This is a genomic window from Methanosarcina acetivorans C2A (assembly GCF_000007345.1).
In the GTDB taxonomy this organism is placed as follows: Archaea; Halobacteriota; Methanosarcinia; order Methanosarcinales; family Methanosarcinaceae; genus Methanosarcina; species Methanosarcina acetivorans.
This window is the reverse complement of record NC_003552.1, coordinates 3,055,189-3,078,749: the sequence shown is the minus strand read 5'-3', so window position 1 is coordinate 3,078,749 and position 23,561 is coordinate 3,055,189. Positions and strand designations below refer to the sequence as shown.

At 46.8% G+C, this 23,561-nt stretch carries 22 protein-coding genes and 1 pseudogene; 19 read left to right on the top strand and 4 right to left on the bottom strand.

All coding sequences use genetic code 11. The annotated features are described in order from the left end of the window. Nucleotides 1-7: 7 nt before the first annotated feature. The 6 genes from MA_RS12900 (at nucleotide 8) to MA_RS12870 (ending at nucleotide 7,492) form a co-directional block, all read left to right on the top strand. Nucleotides 8-1,003, top strand: a complete 996-nt coding sequence (locus tag MA_RS12900) for an ABC transporter permease (RefSeq protein ID WP_048066362.1) — start codon at nucleotides 8-10, stop codon at nucleotides 1,001-1,003. 119 nt (nucleotides 1,004-1,122) lie between these two features. Beyond that, on the top strand, nucleotides 1,123-1,992 hold the full coding sequence (locus tag MA_RS12895) for an ABC transporter permease (protein ID WP_157860221.1): 870 nt from the start codon (nucleotides 1,123-1,125) through the stop codon (nucleotides 1,990-1,992). After that, entirely contained in the window at nucleotides 1,992-2,918 is a 927-nt protein-coding gene (locus MA_RS12890; RefSeq protein ID WP_011022450.1) for an ABC transporter ATP-binding protein, read from the top strand. Before MA_RS12895 ends, MA_RS12890 begins: the two co-directional genes overlap by 1 nt. Further along, the gene (locus tag MA_RS12885) at nucleotides 2,911-3,675 is read left to right on the top strand and encodes an ABC transporter ATP-binding protein (RefSeq protein WP_011022449.1); all 765 of its coding nucleotides are present in this window, start codon (nucleotides 2,911-2,913) and stop codon (nucleotides 3,673-3,675) included. Before MA_RS12890 ends, MA_RS12885 begins: the two co-directional genes overlap by 8 nt. A gap of 139 nt (nucleotides 3,676-3,814) precedes the next feature. Continuing rightward, nucleotides 3,815-5,446 carry an ABC transporter substrate-binding protein gene (locus MA_RS12880; RefSeq protein WP_048065413.1) on the top strand — a complete coding sequence of 544 codons (1,632 nt, stop codon included), beginning with the start codon at nucleotides 3,815-3,817 and terminating at the stop codon, nucleotides 5,444-5,446. A gap of 414 nt (nucleotides 5,447-5,860) precedes the next feature. Beyond that, the gene (locus MA_RS12870) at nucleotides 5,861-7,492 is read left to right on the top strand and encodes an ABC transporter substrate-binding protein (RefSeq protein ID WP_226990590.1); all 1,632 of its coding nucleotides are present in this window, start codon (nucleotides 5,861-5,863) and stop codon (nucleotides 7,490-7,492) included. A gap of 219 nt (nucleotides 7,493-7,711) precedes the next feature. On the opposite strand, the gene MA_RS12865 is transcribed toward MA_RS12870, so the two are convergent. Next, complete coding sequence (locus MA_RS12865) at nucleotides 7,712-8,323, bottom strand: class I SAM-dependent methyltransferase (RefSeq protein ID WP_226990873.1); 612 nt, start codon at nucleotides 8,321-8,323, stop codon at nucleotides 7,712-7,714. Nucleotides 8,324-8,377: 54 nt separating this feature from the next. Between MA_RS12865 and MA_RS12860 the strand changes: the two genes are divergently transcribed. After that, nucleotides 8,378-9,070, top strand: a complete 693-nt coding sequence (locus MA_RS12860; RefSeq protein WP_011022445.1) for an oligopeptide/dipeptide ABC transporter ATP-binding protein — start codon at nucleotides 8,378-8,380, stop codon at nucleotides 9,068-9,070. Between the two features lie 81 nt (nucleotides 9,071-9,151). On the opposite strand, the gene MA_RS12855 is transcribed toward MA_RS12860, so the two are convergent. From MA_RS12855 to MA_RS25575, 3 genes are all read right to left on the bottom strand, one after another. Then, nucleotides 9,152-10,954, bottom strand: coding sequence for an ABC transporter ATP-binding protein (locus MA_RS12855; RefSeq protein ID WP_011022444.1), 1,803 nt, complete (start codon nucleotides 10,952-10,954; stop codon nucleotides 9,152-9,154). After that, nucleotides 10,951-12,762 (bottom strand): ABC transporter ATP-binding protein/permease, encoded by a 1,812-nt coding sequence (locus MA_RS12850; RefSeq protein ID WP_011022443.1) that lies wholly within the window; start codon nucleotides 12,760-12,762, stop codon nucleotides 10,951-10,953. The genes MA_RS12855 and MA_RS12850 overlap by 4 nt, the downstream gene beginning before the upstream one ends. 527 nt (nucleotides 12,763-13,289) lie before the next feature. Then, nucleotides 13,290-13,987 (bottom strand): IS1 family transposase gene (locus tag MA_RS25575; RefSeq protein ID WP_085984870.1). Its coding sequence is split into 2 segments (ribosomal slippage): nucleotides 13,290-13,664 and nucleotides 13,667-13,987, totalling 696 coding nucleotides; the frame shifts between segments, so codons are not numbered across the junction. 234 nt (nucleotides 13,988-14,221) lie between these two features. Between MA_RS25575 and MA_RS12840 the strand changes: the two genes are divergently transcribed. The 12 genes and pseudogenes from MA_RS12840 (at nucleotide 14,222) to MA_RS12795 (ending at nucleotide 23,460) form a co-directional block, all read left to right on the top strand. After that, a complete protein-coding gene (locus MA_RS12840) occupies nucleotides 14,222-15,148 on the top strand; it encodes a carboxymuconolactone decarboxylase family protein (protein ID WP_011022440.1) in 927 nt (308 codons plus the stop codon). A gap of 177 nt (nucleotides 15,149-15,325) precedes the next feature. Beyond that, entirely contained in the window at nucleotides 15,326-16,213 is an 888-nt protein-coding gene (locus MA_RS12835) for a class I SAM-dependent methyltransferase (RefSeq protein ID WP_048065411.1), read from the top strand. Between the two features lie 127 nt (nucleotides 16,214-16,340). Beyond that, the gene (locus tag MA_RS12830; protein WP_157860219.1) at nucleotides 16,341-17,039 is read left to right on the top strand and encodes a methyltransferase family protein; all 699 of its coding nucleotides are present in this window, start codon (nucleotides 16,341-16,343) and stop codon (nucleotides 17,037-17,039) included. A 62-nt stretch (nucleotides 17,040-17,101) separates the two neighbouring features. After that, nucleotides 17,102-17,356 (top strand): hypothetical protein, encoded by a 255-nt coding sequence (locus tag MA_RS12825; protein ID WP_157860218.1) that lies wholly within the window; start codon nucleotides 17,102-17,104, stop codon nucleotides 17,354-17,356. A 15-nt stretch (nucleotides 17,357-17,371) separates the two neighbouring features. Then, nucleotides 17,372-17,419: pseudogene (locus MA_RS29650) on the top strand (hypothetical protein); the annotation flags it as partial. A 9-nt stretch (nucleotides 17,420-17,428) separates the two neighbouring features. Then, nucleotides 17,429-17,614: a hypothetical protein gene (locus MA_RS28670; protein ID WP_248698042.1), complete on the top strand. Its 186-nt coding sequence runs from the start codon at nucleotides 17,429-17,431 to the stop codon at nucleotides 17,612-17,614. A gap of 61 nt (nucleotides 17,615-17,675) precedes the next feature. Then, complete coding sequence (locus MA_RS28665) at nucleotides 17,676-17,930, top strand: hypothetical protein (RefSeq protein ID WP_226990589.1); 255 nt, start codon at nucleotides 17,676-17,678, stop codon at nucleotides 17,928-17,930. A 607-nt stretch (nucleotides 17,931-18,537) separates the two neighbouring features. Next, nucleotides 18,538-19,002 (top strand): glycosyltransferase family 2 protein, encoded by a 465-nt coding sequence (locus tag MA_RS12815; RefSeq protein ID WP_011022436.1) that lies wholly within the window; start codon nucleotides 18,538-18,540, stop codon nucleotides 19,000-19,002. A gap of 331 nt (nucleotides 19,003-19,333) precedes the next feature. Beyond that, nucleotides 19,334-20,227: a PIG-L deacetylase family protein gene (locus MA_RS12810; protein WP_226990588.1), complete on the top strand. Its 894-nt coding sequence runs from the start codon at nucleotides 19,334-19,336 to the stop codon at nucleotides 20,225-20,227. A gap of 67 nt (nucleotides 20,228-20,294) precedes the next feature. Further along, nucleotides 20,295-21,143 carry an ATP-grasp domain-containing protein gene (locus tag MA_RS12805; RefSeq protein WP_011022434.1) on the top strand — a complete coding sequence of 283 codons (849 nt, stop codon included), beginning with the start codon at nucleotides 20,295-20,297 and terminating at the stop codon, nucleotides 21,141-21,143. Next, nucleotides 21,143-22,375, top strand: a complete 1,233-nt coding sequence (locus MA_RS12800) for a glycosyltransferase (RefSeq protein WP_048065409.1) — start codon at nucleotides 21,143-21,145, stop codon at nucleotides 22,373-22,375. The genes MA_RS12805 and MA_RS12800 overlap by 1 nt, the downstream gene beginning before the upstream one ends. Next, complete coding sequence (locus MA_RS12795) at nucleotides 22,318-23,460, top strand: hypothetical protein (protein WP_011022432.1); 1,143 nt, start codon at nucleotides 22,318-22,320, stop codon at nucleotides 23,458-23,460. Before MA_RS12800 ends, MA_RS12795 begins: the two co-directional genes overlap by 58 nt. The last annotated feature ends 101 nt before the right edge of the window (nucleotides 23,461-23,561 follow it).

The window sequence follows — 23,561 nt, the reverse complement described above, 5'->3', positions numbered from 1 at the left end:
CAAAGCTATGGCAAAAATTGGAGAAAAAAAGGCTTTTCTGCTTCATAAGTCCCTACGTTATGCGCTAGTCATTTTCATCATCCTGTCCGTCAACTTTCTCCTGCCCCGAATGATGCCGGGAGACCCGATCCAGACGATGGTCCACCAGAACCGCTACGTAGACGATTCGACGATACAGGCACTGCGGGATCGCTACGGCCTGAACGATCCGCTGCACGTGCAATACGTGAAGTATTTCTACATGCTCGCACACCTCGATCTGGGCTTTTCGCTGGTGACCCATAAAAATGTGGCCGACATGATAGGCGAAAAGCTCTTCTGGACGCTGCTGATCATCTTCCCGTCGATCGTGATTGGCAACCTGCTGGCCCTCGCCATGGGCACCTTCGCAGGATACTGGCACGGCGGAAAAATCGACTGGATGCTGACTGCCGTAAACCTGATCATATTCGCGACCCCGACGTTCCTACTCGGGATGCTCTTCCTGACCTTTTTCGGGTTCCAGCTCCGCTGGTTCCCGCTCAGCAACCTTTCGACCGGTGGCATATCTGGTATGGAGTACTACCTCGACACGGCATGGCACATGTGCCTGCCTATCGTGGTCCTGACGTTGTACGAACTTTCCTATACGTTCTTTATCGTGAAAAACTCGATAGTCCAGGTCCGTAACGAATACTTCGTTTTCGTGGCCGGATCGAAGGGACTGACGGAGCGATCGATCATGTTCCGCCACGTGCTCCGGTGCATCCTTCCCCAATTCATCAGCTGGATCGCACTCAACATCTCATACATGGTGACGGGTGCATTGCTGATCGAGGTGGTATTTTCCCTGCCCGGCATGGGCAGCCTCATCTACGAGGCAGTCATGAAAAGGGATTATCCCGTCCTGCAGGGGGCGTTTTTGGTCATGACGATCTTCGTCATCACGATGAATTTCTTAGCCGAAATGCTTTACGGGATCGTAGACCCGCGGGTAGGTGACAATAAGAGTGCTACGACCTGAAGCCCCGGCTAACTAAAAACAAGATCACCAATGATTTGATCATACTGTATAGCGACAAGCGTCTGATCGGATACCAATTCGATTCCCGTATAAGACTGCCGACCTGGAGGTCCAATCCTTTGGAACTATCACTACCCGATAACACCTTCAAGCACATCAACGACACAGGCATAAAAAGCCTGACCCGTAATCCGTTGCGGTCCTTCGGCATTTTCCTGCTGACAGCCTTGGTGCTGGTAGCCCTCTTAGCACCTTACCTGGCACCGCACGACCCGAAACAGACAGGTATTCCCTATCAATTGCCATCGTCTGAGCACATACTCGGGACGAACGACCTGGGCCAGGATGTATTCTCAGAGCTGATCTACGGGACGAGGGTGTCCCTGACTATCGGCTTCCTGGCAGGAATTATTTCCATCATAATCGGCGTGACTGTAGGTGTTTTCGCTGGCTACTTCCGGGGTTGGACGGAGGAGCTGTTGATGGGCGTGACAGATGTGTTCCTGCTCATCCCGGGCCTGCCTCTCATGATTATTCTGACTGCCTACCTCAATGCAAGTATGTGGAACATCATCCTGGTGGTCGGACTCCTCTGGTGGTGTTCGACCGCTCGGCTGGTACATTCTCGAGTGCTGCAGGTGCGGGAAATGCAGTTCATCGAGTCCACCCGGGCGCTCGGCTACTCTGACCTTTATATCATAAGCAGGCACGTCCTGGTCAACACAAAGGATATCATCTATGCCAAATTTTCGCTGGCCGTTGCCTCAGCAATGCTGTCGGAGGCATCGCTCAGTTTCCTGGGCCTTGGCGATCCCCTGAACATCAGCTGGGGTGAGATGATCCATTTCGCATTCAGTCGGGGTGGCTTCGCCAACGACATGTGGTGGTGGTATCTGCCGCCAGGCCTAATGATATGCATCACTGTGCTGGCCTTCATTATGCTCACCATGGAGAGAAGGAAGACCAGTAAGATACTGGAGTTGATCTGATGAGCCTCCTCAAAGTAAGAGACCTGTCGGTGACGTTTGACACGCTGCAGGGGCCCTTCAAGGCTATCGAAGGCATCGATCTCGATGTGGAGGAGTTCGATACACTTGCCATCGTGGGCGAGTCTGGCTGCGGAAAATCCGTGCTGGGCCACGCTACAATGAGATTGCTGGACGACATCGCAGTTGTCAAGGGCAGCGTCATCTATCGCGGACGGGAGGTCTATGCCATGTCCCGCGAAGAACTGTTGGAGCTGAGAGGAAAGGCAATCTCGCTGGTGCCGCAAAGTCCTTCCGCATCGTTCAACCCGGTCATCAGGATCGGGACGCAGATTACCGAACTGATTGAAAAAGCTGGCGTTGCGCACGGCAGGGAGGCTGAGCAGAGAGCCCTGACGTATCTGGAGCGCGTCGGTTTCCCTGATCCCCGTGCCATCTTCAATTCGTACCCCCACCGCATGTCGGGTGGCATGTGCGAGCGTGCGCTCATAGCCATGTCAACTTCGACTGAGCCCGATCTGATCATCGCGGATGAGCCCACAAAAGGCCTGGACGCACTCTCCCGGAAGAACATACTGTATATGCTCCAGAAGATGACTACAGGGTCGACCCTTATAATGATCACGCACGACTTCAAAGCGGCGGCAATGTGTAAACGGATCGCAGTCATGTATTCCGGAGAGATTGTCGAGATCGGACCTACCCGGGTGGTGCTGGAGCAGCCCACACACCACTACACCAGGGGCCTCATCGACGCCCAGCCCTCCCGGGGCATGAAGCCCATTCCTGGCCGGCATACCATCGGCTCGCATACGTCCGAAGGGTGCCGGTTCAGGGATCGCTGTGATCGTGTCCGTAGCGAATGCGGTCGTCACCCGCTGCTCCGGAAGATAGAAGACTATCGCATGGTGAGGTGCCATTATGCTTGAGCTGGCAGGTATATCGAAAATTTTTCGGACCTGCTTCATGGGGAGGAACCAGAAGGTAGCTGTGGACTGTGTGTCCTTCCGGTTGAAAGAAGGGGAGATCCTGGGGCTGGTCGGCGAAAGCGGGTGTGGCAAATCCACGCTCGGACGGCTGGCAGTCAGGTTGCTGCAGCCATCCGGGGGCTGCATCTTCCTCGACGGGAAAGACGTAACCGAACTGTCCGAGCGGCAGTTCCGGGAGTATCGCCAGAAGATCCAGATCATTTTCCAGCACCCGGAAAGTGCCCTGGACCCGCATTTCACACTAATGGATTCCATTCGGGAGGCATTCAACAGGCTCAGCATCCCTAAAAGTGAGCATCAGACTCTGCTGGAACAGCTGGCGGATGAGGCGAACCTGCCGCTTGATATCATTGACAGGTATCCGAACCAGGTGAGCGGGGGCGAAATCCAGCGGGCCGTGTTGACGCGCGTGTTCGCGTTCAAGCCCAGCTATCTCGTGCTGGACGAGCCCACTTCGATGCTGGACGTCTCGGTGCAGGCTCATATCCTGCAGCTTTTGAAGAAGAAGGCCAGAGAGGACAATATGGGCATGTTGTTCATCTCTCACGACCTTGAGGTCGTACGAGCGATGTGTGACAGAGTACTGGTAATGAAAGAAGGGAGGATTATCGAAGAAGGTACAGCGGATAAGATCTTTACAGATCCATCAACGCCTTACTTGCATAAACTTATCGCAGACTGTCACGACACAATTTGACTCATTGCAATGCTCGGGGGTCTATACTTGTTCATCCCGTATCTGGACAAATTGGCCGGCGCAGACTATCGACCAGAGTGCCTCCTACACTAGATATCACCCGTAAATAATGAAAATAGAATTTACAGGAGACAATAATTTGAGCAAACCGAACAAGTCGCTAACGAGATCTGCAGTGGGCATAGTCGTGTTACTTATACTCGTCAGCCTGTTCCTGATCGTAACTGGCACGAAATCAGATGACGGAAATGTCAATACTGGAGACGAGACCGTTTCTAAGCTAGTCCTGGGAAATGTTGCAGAAGTAAATAGTGTCAACTATTTTGATCGCGGTCTCAGCAGCTTTTTCTGGCTGCTGACGAACTATGGGCTGATTCGATTCGACAAGGACGGGGAGGTTGTTCCTGAGATCGCTGAGTCATGGGAGACCACTGACTTCAAGAGATGGGTTTTTCACTTGAGGAATAACGTAACATGGCATGACGGGGTGTCTGTGACGTCCAGAGATTTCAAGTATTCGGTCGATTTTTCTAAGGAAAACACCGACTCGTGGGAATCGATCTTTGGCAACATCGATTCGATCGAGACGCCTGACCCGTACACCGTCATTTATAATCTCAAAGACCCTGACTATAATTTCCTGACAACGATGGCAGTAGCAGCTAAAGCCGTGCCTGAGCATGTATTTGAGGACGTGGCGGATCCCAAAAGGTATGACGATAAAAAAGCGCTTATCGGTACCGGTCCATACATGTTCGATAACTTTGACAAGAATGCCGGCATCATCACCTATAAAGCCTACGATCAATACTGGAGAGGCAAGCCCGCGGTAGACGTCATTGAGATCAAGCTCTTTAAGAACCCGGAGACCATGATGATGGCACTCCAAAAAGGTGAGATCGATGCTCCTTACACGTATGCCAAGGGTGTGGACTATTACCATGTACCGAACCTGATGAAAAACGATAATCTAGGCTACATGATAGTGGATTCGCGCACTCTCGGCAATGTACTCTGGATCAACACCAATCACACACCGCTCGACAATAAAGACTTACGGCAGGCCTTGAGCTATGCCATCAACTACGCCGAGATACTGAACCTGTTCACTGCAGGTTACGGTCAAATGCCTGACGCCGGCTTCGTCCCGAACGGTACGCTATACTATGTGGACACAAGGAAGCTGACTTACGATGTCAACAAGTCGAAGTCCATGCTCGACTCGATCGGGTTCAAGGACATTGATGGAGATGGGTTCAGGGAAACCCCCGACGAAAAAAAGATCGTGTTAGATCTGGTCATGGACTCCAGTAAATCTGACCAGGTGAGGCTCGGCGAAATAATCAAGAAATACTTCGCCTCCGTGGGCATGAACGTGGAGCTGAGGCCACTCGACAGCAGCACTTTCTGGGATACGATGGACGTGCGTAAGACATTTGATATGGGCCTCGCGGGTACTACTTTCTGGGGCATGAACATGGGTGCCGGCTACGGGAGCGGTTACGTTGCCACAAGGTATTATGGGTGGTCGATGGTAAACGATTCTAGGTACGATGCCATCCTTGACGGCCTGCTGCAAATGCAGGACAGAGATAAGAAAAAGGTGCTTGCGGCGGACATCCAAGAATACTACGCGGAGGAAATGCCCCAGATAGCGCTGTACTCCATGAACCTGATCCAACCTTACAATAAGAAATATGAGGGCTGGACATACAACGTGTACTATGGCGTTATCTGTCCAGATACGTTCTACAACTTGCATAAAGCATGAGGCTCTTCCCAAGGATTTTTTTGTTTTATCGTCAAGAATTAGACACGATACCAGTATAAAGCGTAATTTTTTCATTTCTACAGATTATTACTTATTTAGAATTAATTAGTGAAAAAATCATACTTAAATTTTATTTAGTAGCAAAAAATATAGGTTACAATAAAAAATTTTCAATAATTTATTAAAAATTAAAAAATTATCAATACTAAATACAGATACTGTATATTTATATTTTCCATCCCGAGGAATGAGTTATAAACAGTTAAAAGGGTAGCTTTAAGCCTGTACACATGCGGATTTCCGGTATCTGTAATAGATGCCCTCCCGGAAGTATGGCCTCCGAGGACCCGGAAGATTTTAACTGATTCATACGGAGGATACACTGTGGATATTAAACGAAAAGCGGACCGACATATGTATGCAATGGCCGGAGGGTTACTTTTTGTGTTCTTGGGTGTGCTTCTGGCTGGCTGTATTTCTGAGGTAGACACCGATAAGGCGAACAATCATTTGACCAGAGAAGAAGAATATAACGTATCGAAGCTCGTTATCGGCGTAAGCGGATCGATGACAGAAATTCAAATGAACTTGAAAAATTACGTCTTAACTAATTATCTCTCGTTATTTACCAATGAAGGATTTATTGAATACGATGAAAACGGTTCTGTCGTTACAAGGCTTGCAAAAAGCTGGGAAACGAACGATTCAAAAAGATATGTCATCCACCTGGTGGAAAATGCGACATGGAATGATGGTGTCCCTTTTACGTCTGAAGATGTGAAATTTACATTCGATTACATGGAAAAAAACTCGTTGCCGGCTGGAGAATCCTTCTATAAAATGATCGATTCGATCGAAACTCCGGACGAACACACAGTAGTCATCAACTTGAAAAACACGGATGCAACTGTGTTCAGTAGAAGATCAGTCTTGCCTTTTACTATTCCTGAGCATATTTTTAAGGATGTAGAATCCCTGGAGACATTTTCTAATACTACTGCATTGTTCACAGGAACAGGACCTTATGTATTTGACGGTTATGACCAGTCGGCAGGTATCATCCGATTTAAGGCAAACGAAAATTACTGGGGCGGAATACCGGCTATCGGGGAACTTGAGATTAAATTCTATAAAAATTACGATACATTGATGATGGCTTTCGAGAAGGGAGAAGTAGACGTACCTTTCGTATACGCCTCGGGAATAAATTATTATTATGTGCCTAAGTTGTTGAAAAATGAACAGGTAAAAATCATGTCATACGACAGCAAGGGAATAAATAGCGTATTATATTTTAATAATAATAGGACACCGTATGATATAAAAGAATATAGACAGGCGATAAGCTATGCGATTGATTTCGAGGAATTAAGGAATCTGATGACAGCAGGTTATGGATATACGCCGAATGCGGGAATGGTCCTCGAAGGTATGCCATATTATATCGAGACAAGGCCATTGTCGTATGACCTTGACAAATCGAAGGAACTTCTCGATTCTATCGGGTTCAAAGACGTTGATGGAGACGGATTCAGGGAGACTGCCGATGGCCGACAACTAAAACCGGAACTTCTCGTCGTAAACAACGTTAATTCCGAGAGAACGGCACAGTTGCTTAAGAAATATTTCAATGATGCCGGATTATCTCTGGAGATCAATATCGTAGATGATTCTACCCTCTGGACACTGATCGAAGAGAATCGAGACTACGATATGTCAATTCTCAGTGCCGGATTCTGGACGACTTTTAATTATCGGGGCTATTATACCAGTGTAGTGGATTCGAGACGATTCGGTTGGGCTAATGTCGTTGACCCCAATTATCTGTCGTTAGTCGATCAGCTGGGAACGGCCACGGATAGTCAGACCAGAGCGATGCTGGTAAAAGACCTGCAAAATTATTACGCCGATAACATGACGCAGATACCACTCTATACGATGGACTACATTCAACCATATAATAAAAAATATGAAGGATATGTCCCTAATCCTGTATGGGGTATTCTATCGCTGGAAACCTATGTGGGTTTGCATGAGGCTGCATGAAGAGGGAGGCCCGGTTTATCCCTTTTTGTTTCATCATTGTCTGGTGCGATTTTCTGACATTTACCACTCCCAAACTTCCACTCATGTGCCTGCTGCTTATTTCACAGATGTGCGTACAGAGGGTAGGTGTACGTACAGGCCATTCTTTTCGAGCAGTTCCTCGCATTGACCTCTTTTGACGAGCTCAGCGTTTTTTATCCCCGTATACGGTCCTTCATGTCATTTCAAACCACAAATCGCATAATAGTCATACTTGTAGGCGACCTTATACCTAAAAGGCATATGCTTTTTCTGGATCCCCACCAGATCGGCGAGCCCTATCGCCTGCACGTCTTTGAGTCCAGCTTTTTCCATGTATCCCCTGGCCTTATCCAAAGACACCCCTTTCGCGTTGGGTAACATGGCATTCATTTCTGCAGTATAGCTGTCTTTGGAGATATCGTTCCTTTCAACGATACGTATCATAACCTCACCTATCTTTTGTCTCAGACGCATCTCAAGGCTTCCGTTATCCCATATGCCATCTATGACGATCACTTTTCCCTCAGATTTCAGTACATTTCTCCAGCTTTCAAGGGCTTTTTCCGGATTTGGCAGCGTCCAGAGGACGTGTCGGGTAACGACTGCATCGAACTTCCCTTCTTCGAATGGAGGATTCTCTGCGTCGCCTATCCTAAATTCGATACCGTCAGGAGACTTCGACTTCGCTACAGTGAGCATTTTCTCGGACAGGTCGATACCTGTTACTTTGTGCCCCACGTCAGCCAGTATCCGGCTCATCTCGCCCGTACAACAGCCGACGTCCGGAGTGCTTAGCCCTTTCCCGGGGATGTAGTCTTTAACGGGACAAACATAACAAGGCTCAACAAACCGGATCTGAGGAAAATGCGCCCGAAAATGCAGATCCTGTTCCAGGATGCGGATTCCTCTTTACATCCCAGGATGAGGATACGGGAGAGTGTGGCTGAACCTTTGAAGCTGTATAACCTAGTACCGGAATCAGATACCGAAAAAAAAGTAGTTGAGCTGTTAGAAATGGTTGGGCTTCAAAAAGAGCATCTTAACAGGTATCCTCACGAGTTAAGCGGAGGGGAAAACCAGAGAGTAGTGCTGGCAAGGGTACTTGCTCTCGGACCGCAATTCATTGTTGCCGATGAGCCGACATCTGCACTGTATGTCAGTGTGCAGGCTCAGATATTATCCCTGATGAATGAGATGCAGCAAAAGTATGGCTTTTCATGCCTTTTCATATCTCATGACCTGAGTGTCATAAGAAAAATGACCAGCAATATGGGTGTGATGTACCCTGGCAAGCTTGTGGAAACAGGCCGGACGGAAGATGTATTTGAGACGCCGAAGCATCCTTATACACAGGCTTTGATTGCATCCGGTAGGGTAGCAGGTTTGGACAATAAACAAAAAATTTCTCCCATAGAAGGCGAGATACCGGATCCGATGAATCTGCCATCAGGGTGTAAGTTCCATACAAGATGCCCGCAAAGGATGAATTTGTGCGAAAAAGTAGCGCCTGAAATGGTTAATGTAGGAACCGGGAAAGTGGCTTGCCATTTATTCTAGCGTTGCACTTATCCATTCCTAACAGTCATTTTAAGTAACTTATTGACTTATGGTCAGAACTTATTTAATTAGTGGAATCGATTAAATTCGGGTTTTAAGGGGAAACGGTATCGCTCCTGATGTTTTCCCGGTGATAAGGCTCTCGAAATTCCCTCCTGCCATTACTAATTCGTCGTATTTCCCGGATTCTGCTACACGGCCTTTGTCTAACATGACTACCGTATCCGCACTACGAATCGTCGAAGGACGGTGAGCTACAATAATCGTTGTCCTGTCCCTGGAGACCTCTGCCATAGCCCGGCGCACTGCGACCTCCGATTCGGTGTCCAGGCTGGAAACTGCTTCGTCCATGACCAGTATAGGTGCGTTTTTCAGAAATGCCCGCGCTATCGCAATCCTCTGGCGTTGGCCACCCGAAAGTGTCTCGCCACGCTCTCCAAGCACGGTGTTCCACTTATCGGGCAAAGCCTCGATGAAATCAAGAGCGAATGCCCGACGGGCCGCTTCCCGAACTTCGGCGTCGGTAGCGTCACTCCTGCCGAGGAGGATATTTTCCCTCACTGAGATATTGAACAGGTAGACATCTTGAGGCACATAGGCGATCATATCCCGAAGGTACTCCTGAGGGAACTGACGCAGGTCGTACCCGCCGATCCTGACCGAGCCTTCAGAAGGGTCCCATAGCCTGAGTAACAGGTAAGTACAGGTCGACTTTCCCGCACCTGAAGGACCAACCAGTGCGACCGTCTCTCCCGGCGATACCGTCAGGTTCACACCCTTCAGTACTTCGGGTCCTTCGGGGTCATACCGGAACCTCACGTCTTCAAAGCGTATTTTCGGGATAATCGGCCCCTTAGGAGGGGAAACTATCCGATCGACGACCGAAGGTTGAGTATTCATTATGCCGAACACTCTGTCGGCTGCTGCCGCGGTCTGACTGAGCTGTCGGGCGATATTCAGCAAGTGCATAACGGGTGAAAACGCCATTGCAGTGAGGACTGCTGCTACAGGGTATAGTGCAATGTTCATGTAGCCCATGATAGAGAGCCAACCTCCTAGCGCTACGGTGACGAACATTCCTCCCGCCAGCAATGCATCGCCGGCTCCACGTTCCATGCCGCTGCGACTCTCGTAGGCTACGTAAGTGTCCGAGTACTTCTGCTGGCTGGCATCTAGCCGGCTCATCGACAATTTTATCGCCCCGAAGGCCACGATCTCTTTCATGCCCTGGATATAATCGATCACGTCTGCGCTCATCGCTCCCGCCGATTCCCTGTGGGCCTTGCCCTGCGCTTCCGCCCGGCGAGCGAACCAGTCTGGCACCGTTACTGCGGCTATAAGGAACGGAGCAAGCACTATCATCAGGCTCCAGTGGATAAGCCCGATGAAGATCAGCGCTAAAGGTGTCACCACGATCGCCTGTAGAAACTCGGGCAGTGTGTGGGCAATGTATAGCTCAAGCAGGTTGATATCGGAGAGCGCGGATCGGGCCAGGTCGCCTGACCGCTGCTTGATCACATATGCCGGGGCAAGCTCGTCCAGTTTCCGGTATAGCGCCTTGCGAATCTCGGCCAGCGACCGGAACGCGATGACATGAGACCAGTAGCTGTTGAGGTTTGAGATCCCGAATTGCGTAATGGTGAACAGGAGCAACAGCCCGATCACCGGCCATAGCTCGGCAACGGGAACCCCTGTGATTACCGCCCCTACGAGATACGCTCCGGTAATTGCCGATAGGATGCCCAGCACCTGAATCACGACGCTGGCAATCCGCACTTTCCAGAGATCCAGGTGATAGATGGTCAACAACCGATCAATGATTCTTACTTTTCGAAATACCTGTCCTACAGGCAGATCGAAGTGTGTGCTGTGTTCGTGGCTCATATGCATTCCTCTTCGGCCCTGACCAGAGCACTGTAATTACCGTTACAGCCCACCAGCTTCGAGTGTGTACCCGCCTCCATCAGCCGGCCTTTTTCCAACACGTAGATTCGGTCGGCATCTCGAACTGCCGAAAGGCGGTGAGAGATGAGCAAGGTGGTTCGGTCATGGGCCAATCCGGCTATTGCTTCGCGAATCAGCGTTTCGTTGGCAACATCTACGCTGGATGTCGCCTCATCGAGGATAAGGATTGGGGCGTCCTTCAGAATGGCCCGAGCGATGGCGATACGCTGGCGCTCTCCTCCGGATAACCGTACCCCCCTCTCCCCTATCAATGTGTCGTAGCTGTCAGGGAGGGTTGCGATGAACTTGTGCGCTGCGGCGGCCCGAGCAGCCCGCTCGAGTTCTTCCTGTGAGGCCTCCGGCTTTGCCATCAACAGGTTATCACGTACAGTCCCATGGAACAGGAACGTGTCCTGGGATACGATGGAGTACATGGCATGTAACTCGTCTGCAGGAATATGCCGGATGTCTTCCCCGCCGAGCCTGATGATGCCGGCTTGCGGGTCGAAATATCTCATCAGGAGAGAGGTCACTGTCGTTTTGCCGCTTCCGGAACGGCCGACCAGCGCGACCTTATCTCCTGGTTCGACCTTAAATGAAAGATTCTCGACCGCAGAAGCATCAGTTTTCCGGTATCTGAAGGTAACGTCTTCAAAGGCGAAGGAATGGGGGATAGAGCTGGGGGTGGGCCTAGCGGTAACTGCCGCGAGCGGGGTCGCTTCTAGAATATCCAGCACACCTTCGGCGGCCCCCATTCCGGAAAAAGAAAAGTGTATCGTCTGCCTCAGGTCAGTGACCGGGCGTAGCGCTTCTCTTACCAGCAGCAGCACGAAGAGCAGGCCTGCTGCGGACAGGGCACCTGCATCCATGCGGATGGCGCCGATAATGATAGCCACAGTGCCGCAGATCGCGGCGACCAGCCCTGGAGGCACACTCCACAGAATTTCATCCCGCAGAATGCCGATTTCCGCATCGTACAGGTCATTAGTCCGCTGGTAGAGAATTTTCCCCTGCCTCTGGCTGGCGTTGAAAGACTTCAACGTGACGATGCCCTGGATGTTATCGACGTACTCCGCGAATAGGCGAGGCATGGCGACAAACCAGATCCGTATTCCCTTGCCGACTCCCTTATATATGGCGAGCGGCTGGATTAGGGCAGCAATCATCATACCCCCGATGACCAGCCCGATGGTCATGTCAACGTAGAACAGTATCGCTACAATCGATATACCGGCGGCAATAGACACTACGACCTGAGGTAGGAAGCGTCCGTAGTAATTCTGCAGAGCTTCGGCTCCGTCTACCAGCGTAGCCTGTATAACGCCGCTTTTCTGGGTCATGATCCACCCGGGACCAAGCTCGTACAACTTATGGTACATGCGCCGCCGTAGAGACATAGCGATGTTGCTGGCAGTTCTGGCCGCTATACGATCGTTTTCCCGGATCATGATCCATCGCAGGACGATAAGGAGGGCTACAGCGGCAAAGTAAAGCCTGGATTCATGGAGCGGCGTTCCCGCAAATACTCCGTTGAGTATGACGGCAATGAGGAGTCCCTGGACAATATAACTGAACGAAATGAGAAGGCCGAGAATGATAACGTTCCATAGCTTGCCGTACTCTCCGCGGCCGAGCTCAAGAACCCTGCGGTCGAACAGTTTCATTCTGTTCGCCCCTGTTGTAATCGAGAGCCCGCGCTTTGAATCTATCCGGGTATACTCTTTGACGACATCGGTTTTTTTTGACATGTGATCTCTCTGTTAACAACTGCATTTTGTCATTAATTGATGTGGTTTCGGCTGTGTTCCTAGACTTATTGCTGACTTGAGAAGAATCAATTGAATGAATTTTTAATACATTTGCTAAAAATCATTTATAAACAACTTATTAATTAACATTAATAACAATATTTATATCATATTGATTAACATTTAAAGAAATTATTAATAAAAATTAGCAACTATAACATTATTTTTATGAAATATAATATTTGTTAGCTAAATAACAATATATATCACACAAAATTATTTTAAAAGGAATTGACAACAAAAAATAATAAATTTGATATTTGTTATGAAAATGTGGTATTGTTATCTAAATATAGTTCATTGGTCATCGGTTAAGGAGTTTTCTTGCCTGAAAGTTATCGATTTTGCACCAAAAGGCTGCCCTAAATTTTGGCCTTATTACATGAAATCGATACCCAGTTCCAGTCCACAACACATTAAAATTATTGATAATTGTTGTGAGAATGGAGGCAATTTATCACGATTCCTCACTTAACCGAAGACGCATGAAATATAGTTAACTCTCTATTTCTATATTTCATCAATAAAAGTACAGAGTACTTTAGCATTTCAAGACTCTTAGTATAACACTTTGTCTTTCGTCTTAACCTTGCCAGAAAGTGCCTCAATATGCTGTTATATCCTTCAACTGTATACGTTTCTGCTTTGGATTGAGTATGAATAGTTTCAGGAAGAAACGCTGCATATGCTCTCCAGTGATCAGTCATCACTTCTCCAATCTCTTTCTTCTCTAATTTTTCCCAGAGTAGTTGTCCAGTTTCCGTTCCTCTGCTACCAAAAGAGCAGTTGATGAACTTTTTCCCAACTCTATCAACAGCAATCCAGATCCAGCAATATTTTTTTTGTTACCGATGTAAGTGTGCATCTCATCCAGTTCAACAATAGAGATCTCATTTTCGCTTTTTAGCTCCTCTAACTCCTGACCAAATTTCTTTATCCATTTTTGGACAGAAACATGGCTTACCCCTAAAAATCGTCCTATTGAGCGAAATCCAAATCCTTCAAGATAGAGTTGCAAAGCCTGTCTCTTAACAGTAGTGGAGCTAGCAGTTGATTTTATCTCTACTGTATAGTTATATCCACAATCATGGCATTTGTATCGTTGACGTCCACAAACTATACCGTTCTTTTTGTGATTGGAACTCTTACACCTTGGGCAGTTCATGCAGAAATATAGGTTCTCATATATGTAACTATGTTTAATTACCAAAGCCAAAGAAAGAATGCTCATGGCCCTGTGTACCCAGACCATGCAGAGCAGACGGCTGAACCCCATCTCACCAGACCAATGGGCAGAGGATGAGATCTACTTCATTGATTACGATTCTGGCAAATTCAAGGTGAGTAAGACGAGGAAGCCAATGATCAATACGCAGCTAGTCCGACCCGGGAGAATAGCATGAAGCGTCCCACCGAACCACGCATTCCGCCCGTTGACACGGCGTCGATGACCGAAAACCAGCGCGTCCTTGCCGGTATCGGAGCGTCAAACGTCATTCGGACGCTCGTTCGCCACGAGGATCTGTTCACGTCGTGGCTCGCACTCGGTGAGATGTTGCTCGTCAGAGGTCGGCTGTCTCCCAGAGACCGCGAGTTGGCGATCCTGCGGGTCGCACTCCGCACCGAGTGCGAGTACGAATGGGCAAACCACTCCCTGGGCGCTCTCGGTGCCGGTGTCACTGGGACCGAGATCGACGCGCTGTCCAGTGAGTCGGCATCCTGGTCTGACGCCGATGCTGCGCTTCTCCGTGCGGTCGACGAATTGTGTTCGGACGACTGTGTATCGGACGACACATGGACGGCGTTGAAAACGACCCGTGACGATGTGCAAATAATCGAAATTCTTTTTGTAGTCGGCTACTACCGGATGACGGCTGGCTTCCTGAACTCAGCAGGCGTACAGCCTGAACCCGGTAGGCCGCATCTCGGGCAGCTGCCGGTTGTCAGCCCCCCGCGATCACCGGCACCCAGACGGCCCGAGACGAGCATCAAGAACGGAGTAACAACCACCGGGGAGAGGCGCACGGCTGTAGGCGGAACATGGCAGGTTGTCTTTCACCATCCGGCCGCCGACCTTGATCTCACGCTAGTTGTGGATACGAGCAGTGGGGGGATTTCCGGTTCGGTGACCAGCCCCTCACAGGGAACGAGCGTGCAAATTGTCGAGGGTACGGTTGAAGGTAACCGTTTCTCGTTCAGGGCACCAGTGACCACGCCGTTGAAGATGGAGATCAGATACGATGGGATTGTGGACGGCGACTTGATCTCAGGCCACATCACAATCCAAGGTACCGGGACCTTTTCCTTTGACGGAATCCGCGTTTGAGTCCTACTGAGATTGCTATGTAATTCGAGGCAGATATGGAAGCCGGGAATTCTCTTCGGCAGGATAAGACCCTTATCCTGGCGAGCCGTTCGGTCCGTCTCATCACGAGGCTGGGCCTGCTGTCTCTGTCCGCCAGCATGTCGTCCTCGCTCTGTTCTATCGAAAGAAGGAGTTTGTATGAGACAAAAACAATCCATTAAAACAGCCGAAGGAATGGCACTTGTGCGTGCGATCGAGGCACAGAAACCGGAAGACGTGCGGATTTGCTATGATCCCGTTGCCCTTTCACTGGTAAACCGTATCAGGTTTACCCTCAGCAAACTGGTGATTGATTCCGGTATTTACGGCCTGATATTCAGGGGAGCAATAGAATTTATCACAGCCAGGGAGCGGTATATAGATGATTTCCTCAAGGCGTGTCTGAATGAAGGTCTCGATCAGGTAGTCATTCTGGGAGCCGGGTTCGATACACGCGCATACCGCATCGCAGGAATCGAGAAGATGCGGGTATTCGAAGTCGATCACCCGGAAACGCAGGAAGTAAAACTGAAGCGGTTGAAGAAGGTAATCAACCCCATGCCTGATCATGTCACCTTCGTCCAGGTGGATTTCAATACCCAGATGCTCGGTAAGCGCCTGCTCGCCAGCGGCTATGACGAGCAGGGCAAAACGCTGTTTATCTGGCAGGGCGTAACCATGTACCTTACTCCGGAAGGAATTGACAGCACGCTGGCTTTTATCGCCAATCATTCAGGAACGGGAAGTTCTGTGATCTTTGACTATTTCTACAACGAAACTCTGCACGACATGAAGACCGTGAGGTGGATAACAAGGGTGATCGGCGAGAGGTTGATTTTCGGGATTGATGAAGGCCAGATTGAACCATTTCTTATCCGGCGCGGCTTCCGTGAGGTTCACAACGCAACAACCGGAGAGCTAAAACGGCTCTATTTTACCGGTCCGAATGCCGGACGCCCGATTTCCACGGGTGTTGCCATTGCGTCGGCAAGGGCTGGTAAAACCGAGATTAATTCATGCCCTCATGATCCTGTTCCTGTCGCATAAATACGGATTACAATAAAAATTCGGTCTGGTTTCGTGCGGCTTGTTGTTATGTCAGAGACATGTTTTTTCGGATATGTTTTATTCCCATTACGATAAATAGAGGAGTAATTTCATGAGGAACAATTTCATGAATATCACTAACAAAAGTACTTCCGCTCTGAAAATGAAAACTCTATTTGGCTTCGTGCGGCTTATTGTCATGTTAGGGATATGTCTTTTTGGCCCTGCGTGGTCATTTGATTTCTGGCAGGCATGGGTTTATTTGATTGTTTTCTACGGGTCAGTAGTGATGATAACTATTTATTTGTGGAAAAAAGACCCGAAACTTCTGGAACGCCGGGTTGAAAGGGGGCCAGGGGCAGAGAAAGAAAAGACTCAGAAGATTATACAACTATTTCTTTTAATTTTGTTTTGTGCTATTCTCATTATTCCCTCATTTGACCACCGTTTCGGGTGGTCGGATGTTCCGGTTTATATTGTTATTGCAGGAGATATGCTCGTAGTACTGGGATATTTTCTCATTTTTCTGGTTTTCAGAGAAAACCCCTTTGCTGCTGCTACCATTCAAGTATCCTCAGACCAGCAAGTAATAACCACAGGAGTTTATAGCATAGTCCGCCATCCTATGTATGCAGCTGGTCTCATTATATTTTCAGGTACTCCTCTTGCGCTTGGTTCGTGGTGGGGACTGCTTATACTCGTACCCATTATGCTGGTTATCATCTGGAGACTTCTTGAGGAAGAAAAGTTTCTATCCGAAAATCTGCCGGGTTATAAAGAATACTGTCAAAAAGTTCGTTACAGACTGATTCCGTTATTGTGGTAGGGATATTTAGGAATAACACATATATAATTTCAAGAATTCCTATTACCAGCTATAATGCTTTTTTGAAAGCTATTACAAATAAATATAAGGAATCTAATTTGACGCTACGCATAAAATATTCTGAAGAAATTGAAAAGCAAATGAAAGCATTTTATGACAGTTTGAACGAGAAAGATCGGAGAAGATACGCAGCCATCGAAGCAATGAAATTAGGTCACGGAGGACAAATCTATATAAGCAAAGTGTTAGGTTGCCATTTTCAAACTGTCATGGCTGGAAATAATGAGATCGCTAATGGTAAAGAACCGATTTCCTGAAGGTAAAATCAAAAAATTGTTTCTGATGAGGATAAAGCGATTATTGGAGCCGTAAAAAAGGTCTTTCCTGAAGTGGCTCATTCTTTTTGCGTGTTTCATCAATTAAAAAACGTTAGTAAGAGGTATTATGAGGAATTCAGTTCTATTGAAGAGATTCCAGATAATGATAAGATTACCTACAATGAGATATCTCAATTGATACTTTCTGATACGGTTATCAGTGCTGTTGCGCATATTCAAAAAAATACGAGAATTTAACTCTGATTTTGAACTGTCTGAAGCTTCTCATAAAGCTATTTCTTATGCCGAAGAAATTTTCATGAAGAATGTGAGCTTCTTGAAAAAAGGTTTTACGCCTGAGACAGATAATACAATGGAACATATATTTTCTTTGATATGTGATATAGTAGACAAAGCATGGTCATTCAAAACCGATAATGGACTAAGAACCTATCCGAAAAGTGCTGCAGTTTGCTATAACTTTTACATTGGGCAATACGCAACCGGAAGGGAACCCGGATATTATAGCCTTCTCGTAATCTTTGCAACATGCCATTATCGACTTTTCGGATAGGCTCTAACTAATTTTTGTTACAATCTATTTACTTTTTTCAACAAACGGTGTTTCAGCACTGGAATATGTAACGGTTTCTCACCTTTAATAAGAGCAAAATTCCAATATGGATAAGGCTAAAATGGGGGAAAAATTAGTTCATAAACTTAATCGCTTTTAGCTGTAGCTGTCGGGAATTCCCACAAAAAAGATCCATAATCTAGTGTTCTGTCAATTAAGTAATGTCGTATGAACCGGATTACAGTCATTCATTACTATTCAATACTTGATTATTGGCTCGACACTAGTTTGAATATCTTAATTCTCATATGTCTTAAGTCCAACATCACTGCCAATATTTATTCCATTAGAAATATCCTGAAGAAATGTAGCACAAAAGTAATCTTTGTAGTCTCTTATACTACCCGGAAGGGCTGGAAAAAGCAACGTTTTCACAATTGGTACTTCTCAGCGTATTTAGGCTTCCCGTTCCCTGAAAATATATTGGTTCAATATTACTTTTTAACAGACTCGAATTTTCTCTACTTTTATTAAGATATGTATATATATGGTTGTTTATATTATACACGACAGGTAATAATATATTATAGGAGGTTTTTATATCTTCTTGGTTAGTGTTAACTATGTTCCTATAAAGGAATTTAAAGTAAAAAATGAACTTTTTTTAACCAGCTTTTCCCCGCGCTTCCAACAAGAGAAAGAGATTTGTCGTTCAAAGGAAGCAGTCTGCCAGAAAATAACCGTAGTCCTTCCAGCTTTTAATGAGAAAGTATCAATAGGAAGTACTGTCCTGCATACGAAAAGATATGCCGATAGAGTGATCATGGTAGATAATGGCAGTTCTGACCGGACTGTAGAGATAGCAGAAAAAGCCGGAGCTGAAGTGATTGTTCATGAGACAAACAAAGGTAAAGGCATGGCTCTTAAAACAGGCTTTGAAGCTGCCGAAGGTTCCGATATTCTCGTAACCATGGATTCTGATGGTCAGCACAATCCTGCTGATATTCCAATCTGGTTGTCCCGATCATTGAAGGCAAAGCAGATATGGTCAACGGCAAGTGGTATGGTTTAAGTGATTTAGAAGTTGAAAAGTAAAAAATGGCTGACCGCATATCTTTTATGGATTTTCTCTACTTTCCTGATCCGTTCCCCTATTCCAGAACTATATAGTTATTCAAAGAACCGTGGATGAGACCGGAAAAGAAGAGATAGTCTGGCAGAGTTTCAAAGGCAACTGGACGCTATGGGTTTACAAGTCAAACGTGGAATGGTTCAGGATTACTCGTGTACCTAATTTATTAAATTGATAGTAAAGCAAAGTTCAGATGATGATGGGACTCGCAACCAAGAGGTTCGGTTGGAACTAGATGGTACTTATGTTTAGCTTAGTAGAATTTATACATTTGATTGATACTATAGTCTTCATTACAGTGGCTGTATGCCTTTTAATTAAAAACCAGTCGCTGAGAAGAATGGTCCGTAAGTCTAGAACCATATTCAGGGTCATATTGGCCAGCAATATCTTTTTCGCTGCCCTCCAATTTTACTGCCTGATAAGCATAAATTCGGACATATGGCTCCATCTTGGTTGTGATTGCCTGAGCATCATAGGACTGAGTGCACTCATGATAGGAATTGTGAGGATGAAGGTGATAGCTGAACCTAGTCTAAAATCGATGAAGATTCTGGTAATTGGAGCCCATCCAGATGACATGGAGATCGCCTGTGGAGGATCTCTCGCAAAGCTTTGCGACGCAGGGCACACTATATGGGGCTTGGTCTTAAGCAACGGAGAAATGGGGGGCAATAGTCCATCCAGGCTTAGAGAAGCAAAGAAAAGCGCTGAATTCTTAGGTCTGAGTAAGCTTGAAATTAGGGATTTTCCTGATACGAGACTGGATCATTTCATCTTAGAGATTACCAAGCAAATCGAAATAATCGTAGACGAGTTGAAACCGGATGTAGTATTTACACATTCAATTCACGATCTACATCAGGATCATAGATCGGTTCACCGTGCAACACTGCGTGCTTGCCGCAACCTGAGCACGATATTATGCTATGAAAGCCCTTCCACTACCCAGTCCTTCCAGCCAAATGTTTTCATAGACATCGAACCCTATATCGATATCAAAATAGAGAGTATCCGGGAACATGAAGATCAAAATAAAAAGAGATATGTACAGCCAGAGCAGGTCTATGGAAATGCCATCTTCCGAGGTGCTCAAGCAAAATTGAAACAAGCAGAAGGCTTTGAGGCAATTCGGATTAGTTTGCCAATTTATTTGTGTCCGTGATGATATGAATGAACAAGCGCAAATTTGAAAGGGCACATAATAAATTGGGCACGAGGGATGATTAATAATGAAGATTATGGTGACTGGTATTGGAGGACCAGCCGGTCGTAATGTTGCATCACTCCTTTTAGAAAGAGGACATTCCGTCATCGGTGTTGATATGCAGAGGATTTCGCTTCCGGGGGTCAAAGTGCATAGGATTCCTCCTGCTTCACACCCATCGTTCTTGGAAAAACTATGCACTCTTGCAGTCGAGGAGAGCATTCAACTGATGATTCCAACTGTGAGCGAGGAATTGCCAATCTTAGCCTCAGAATGGATTAAATGGAGTGATATACCGGCGGTCATTAGCCAAAAGCAAGCAGTCTACGATGCAGATGATAAATTTCTGACATCTAAACGGCTTTCGAACCACGGAGTATGCGTTCCCAGGTACTTACTGCCTTCCCAGGTCTCTTCGCCTGAGGAGATCTCGCTCAATTTGGGATGGCCATGTCTGAGTAAGCCGCGGGTAGGTAGAGGCGGTAGAGAAGTAGTTATCAGAAACGTAAAGGACTGGCCTGCAATCTCCATGCTTGATGACAGATATATATTGCAGGAATTTATCCCAGGAACGGATTACGCACCTAATGTATATATCGGGAAAAAATCTGCTATCGTAGTTTTAGAAAAGACTATGCTTAAAGAGGGAATCGTGGGCAACGCAGCTGAAGTGAAGCGCGTAAACGCTCCTGACGTGGCGGATATAGCTATATCTGCAGCAAAGGCTATGAATCTGACCGGTCCAATGGACATAGATATTCGCCGTCGAAACGATAACAATCCTGTAGTTCTGGAGATCAATGCCAGGTTTGGAGCAAATATTACCCAGGCCAAAGAAGTACTGGATGCAGTTTTGGAAGATTTTGGAGTTTGATGATGGAGATGCTTCTTTTATTCTTCTATATTATAGGATTCACCTGCTTTTCTGTAGGCATTCTGACAATTACATATTTTCCACTATCTCTAGCTTTCGAAATGCGCAAAAGTAAACAGCATATATTCAACAGCGATAATCCCTTCATCTCTATAGTGGTACCAGCCTATAATGAAGAAAAAGTGATAGCCCATTGCATAGACTCCATTCTGGCATCGGACTATTCAGAATATGAGGTCATCCTAGTGGATGACGGTTCGTCTGATAATACGCTTGAAGAGATGCAGCGTTATGAAACGAACTCCCGTGTAATTGTGGTAACCAAGAAAAACGGAGGCAAAGCCTCAGCTCTTAACATGGGACTGAACCTAGCCAAAGGAGAAGTAATATTCTTCGTCGATGCTGACGGCATCTTTGCTCCTGATACCATAAGCAAGATGCTCGGTGGTTTTAGCAGCGAAGATGTAGGTGCAGTATGTGGCAGCGATGCTCCCGTTAACCTTGATAAGCTTCAGACACTACTGGCGAACTTGCTCACTCACGTAGGCACAGGCTTTGTGCGTAGAGCGCTGGATACTATCGATTGCCTTCCTGTCGTGTCTGGCAATATAGGCGCCTTCCGACGTATCACTCTTGAAAAGACTGGTCCCTTCTTAGAGGGATTTATAGGCGAAGACATAGAATTGACCTGGCGTGTGCACAAGGCAGGTTACAAGGTAGCGTTTCAACCCTGGGCCATAGTGTATGTAGAAGTACCCTCAACTATCAAGGGCCTGTGGAAGCAGCGAGTGCGATGGGCGCGTGGGCTACTTAAGACTGCTTATATTCACCGAGATATGTTATTCAATCCCAGGTATGGCCTTTTTGCCTTATATTTGCCGATTAACTTGGCATCAATGATTATCATACCTTTGCTGCAGTTGATATCAATCATACTGCTGCCAATCTTGCTATTTCTCAACATCAATCCCATCCCTTTGGGCTGGATGAGCATCATTGGTTGGCTTGGTCTGATCTTTGCCTTCATTGCATCACTATTCGCTATCGCCCTTGACCGAGCTTGGATCGATTTAAAATACTTCTACGTGATTCCGTTATGGGTACCATATTCCTTAATGATGGATGCAGTAATGCTATGGGCGATCATCGTTGAGCTGCGTAGAGAGGAGGCAAAATGGAACAAGCTGGATCGGACCGGCATTGTAAGCCGCGGAGAGATTCCAAAGCAATAATATGCGGTATAGCCTGTTGTTTTATCGTAATATTCATTCTTCTTGTAATCAGCATATGGTATCCTGCCTCTACTTCTCCTGCACTGACGGTCAGAGTAGATTTTTCCTCCCTGGAAAATAGTCGAGAAGAGATACCTGCTTTGGAGGAAAAGATGAAATCCGCCGGTGTCAGTACCGTAGCCTTAGGCGCTGGTCGGCTGGATTGGAACTATTTTAAATGGAAGAACCATGAGAATTACTGGTCACAGGATGTACAGGATACAGGCATTGATTTTTTGGCGGAAGATTCGAAGCGCTTTAGTAAGTGGGCAAATGTAGATATCGTCGTAGATTTATATGCACCAAACTACATCAGAGAGCATCCAAAATCTTCAGCTATCTCATGGTTAGGGGAACCTAGCAGCAATCTGGTCAGCACAATGGAGCTAGTTGAGGGCGATTTTGGCGAACAGATCCTGCAAATGTTGGAATACATTTCTACTAACTACCCAGCGAATTCGATATCCTTGACTGAACTGGCATACTACACTGATGGCTATGGTGATGATGATAAAGCTGCCTATATGTCCTATACTGGCCGTGATGATTGGCCTAGACTTCCCAATGGATTAATAAACATAGACGATCCGTCGATTGGTGAGTGGCGCTCTTATGAAGTTGGGCGCTTTTTGGATCGAGCTGCAAAGATCGTCCACAAAAATGATAAGAAGCTTTACATGGATGTGGAAGTTAGCTGGGACGACTTAAGCAAAGAATCGACGGAAAAGGGCCAATCGTATCATGTTATGCTGGAACATGTTGATAAGATAGTGATATGGGATTACTTTGGGCTAAAAGGCTATGACCCAGAAGTTACAAGGGAGATCGCCCATGAGTATGGGCAAAAATACGATCCAAGCAGAATAATTATTTCTATCGGACTCTGGAAAAGCGGTAACGATATCCTTTCTTCGGAGGAACTCAAGCAAGCTATGCATTCCTCCATCAGGGGAGGTATCGGTAACCTCTGGATTACGCCCAGCCATTATTTAAGTGATGATCATTGGGAAGCTCTATCCGAGATCAACATGAGCTATAGCGGGTAATGAACTCCTCCCCCACTCCATTTGGGAGGGATTTCTCTGCTTTTCCTTCATGTTATCTCACCTTTCAAAGATGGGTGATTTTCCGTTATCCTCTGGCTTTG

What these genes read in the sequence shown, in the direction of transcription:
- MA_RS12885 (WP_011022449.1), top strand. Translation starts at nt 2,911, where the DNA reads ATGCTTGAGCTGGCAGGTATATCGAAAATTTTTCGGACCTGCTTCATG.
- MA_RS12850 (WP_011022443.1), bottom strand. Translation starts at nt 12,762, where the DNA reads ATGTCAAAAAAAACCGATGTCGTCAAAGAGTATACCCGGATAGATTCA.
- MA_RS12835 (WP_048065411.1), top strand. Translation starts at nt 15,326, where the DNA reads ATGAGACAAAAACAATCCATTAAAACAGCCGAAGGAATGGCACTTGTG.
- MA_RS28665 (WP_226990589.1), top strand. Translation starts at nt 17,676, where the DNA reads ATGAAGAATGTGAGCTTCTTGAAAAAAGGTTTTACGCCTGAGACAGAT.
- MA_RS12840 (WP_011022440.1), top strand. Translation starts at nt 14,222, where the DNA reads ATGAAGCGTCCCACCGAACCACGCATTCCGCCCGTTGACACGGCGTCG.
- MA_RS12860 (WP_011022445.1), top strand. Translation starts at nt 8,378, where the DNA reads ATGCGCCCGAAAATGCAGATCCTGTTCCAGGATGCGGATTCCTCTTTA.
- MA_RS12855 (WP_011022444.1), bottom strand. Translation starts at nt 10,954, where the DNA reads ATGAGCCACGAACACAGCACACACTTCGATCTGCCTGTAGGACAGGTA.
- MA_RS12870 (WP_226990590.1), top strand. Translation starts at nt 5,861, where the DNA reads ATGTATGCAATGGCCGGAGGGTTACTTTTTGTGTTCTTGGGTGTGCTT.
- MA_RS12890 (WP_011022450.1), top strand. Translation starts at nt 1,992, where the DNA reads ATGAGCCTCCTCAAAGTAAGAGACCTGTCGGTGACGTTTGACACGCTG.
- MA_RS12800 (WP_048065409.1), top strand. Translation starts at nt 21,143, where the DNA reads ATGATGGAGATGCTTCTTTTATTCTTCTATATTATAGGATTCACCTGC.
- MA_RS12795 (WP_011022432.1), top strand. Translation starts at nt 22,318, where the DNA reads ATGGAACAAGCTGGATCGGACCGGCATTGTAAGCCGCGGAGAGATTCC.
- MA_RS12805 (WP_011022434.1), top strand. Translation starts at nt 20,295, where the DNA reads ATGAAGATTATGGTGACTGGTATTGGAGGACCAGCCGGTCGTAATGTT.
- MA_RS12900 (WP_048066362.1), top strand. Translation starts at nt 8, where the DNA reads ATGGCAAAAATTGGAGAAAAAAAGGCTTTTCTGCTTCATAAGTCCCTA.
- MA_RS12830 (WP_157860219.1), top strand. Translation starts at nt 16,341, where the DNA reads ATGAATATCACTAACAAAAGTACTTCCGCTCTGAAAATGAAAACTCTA.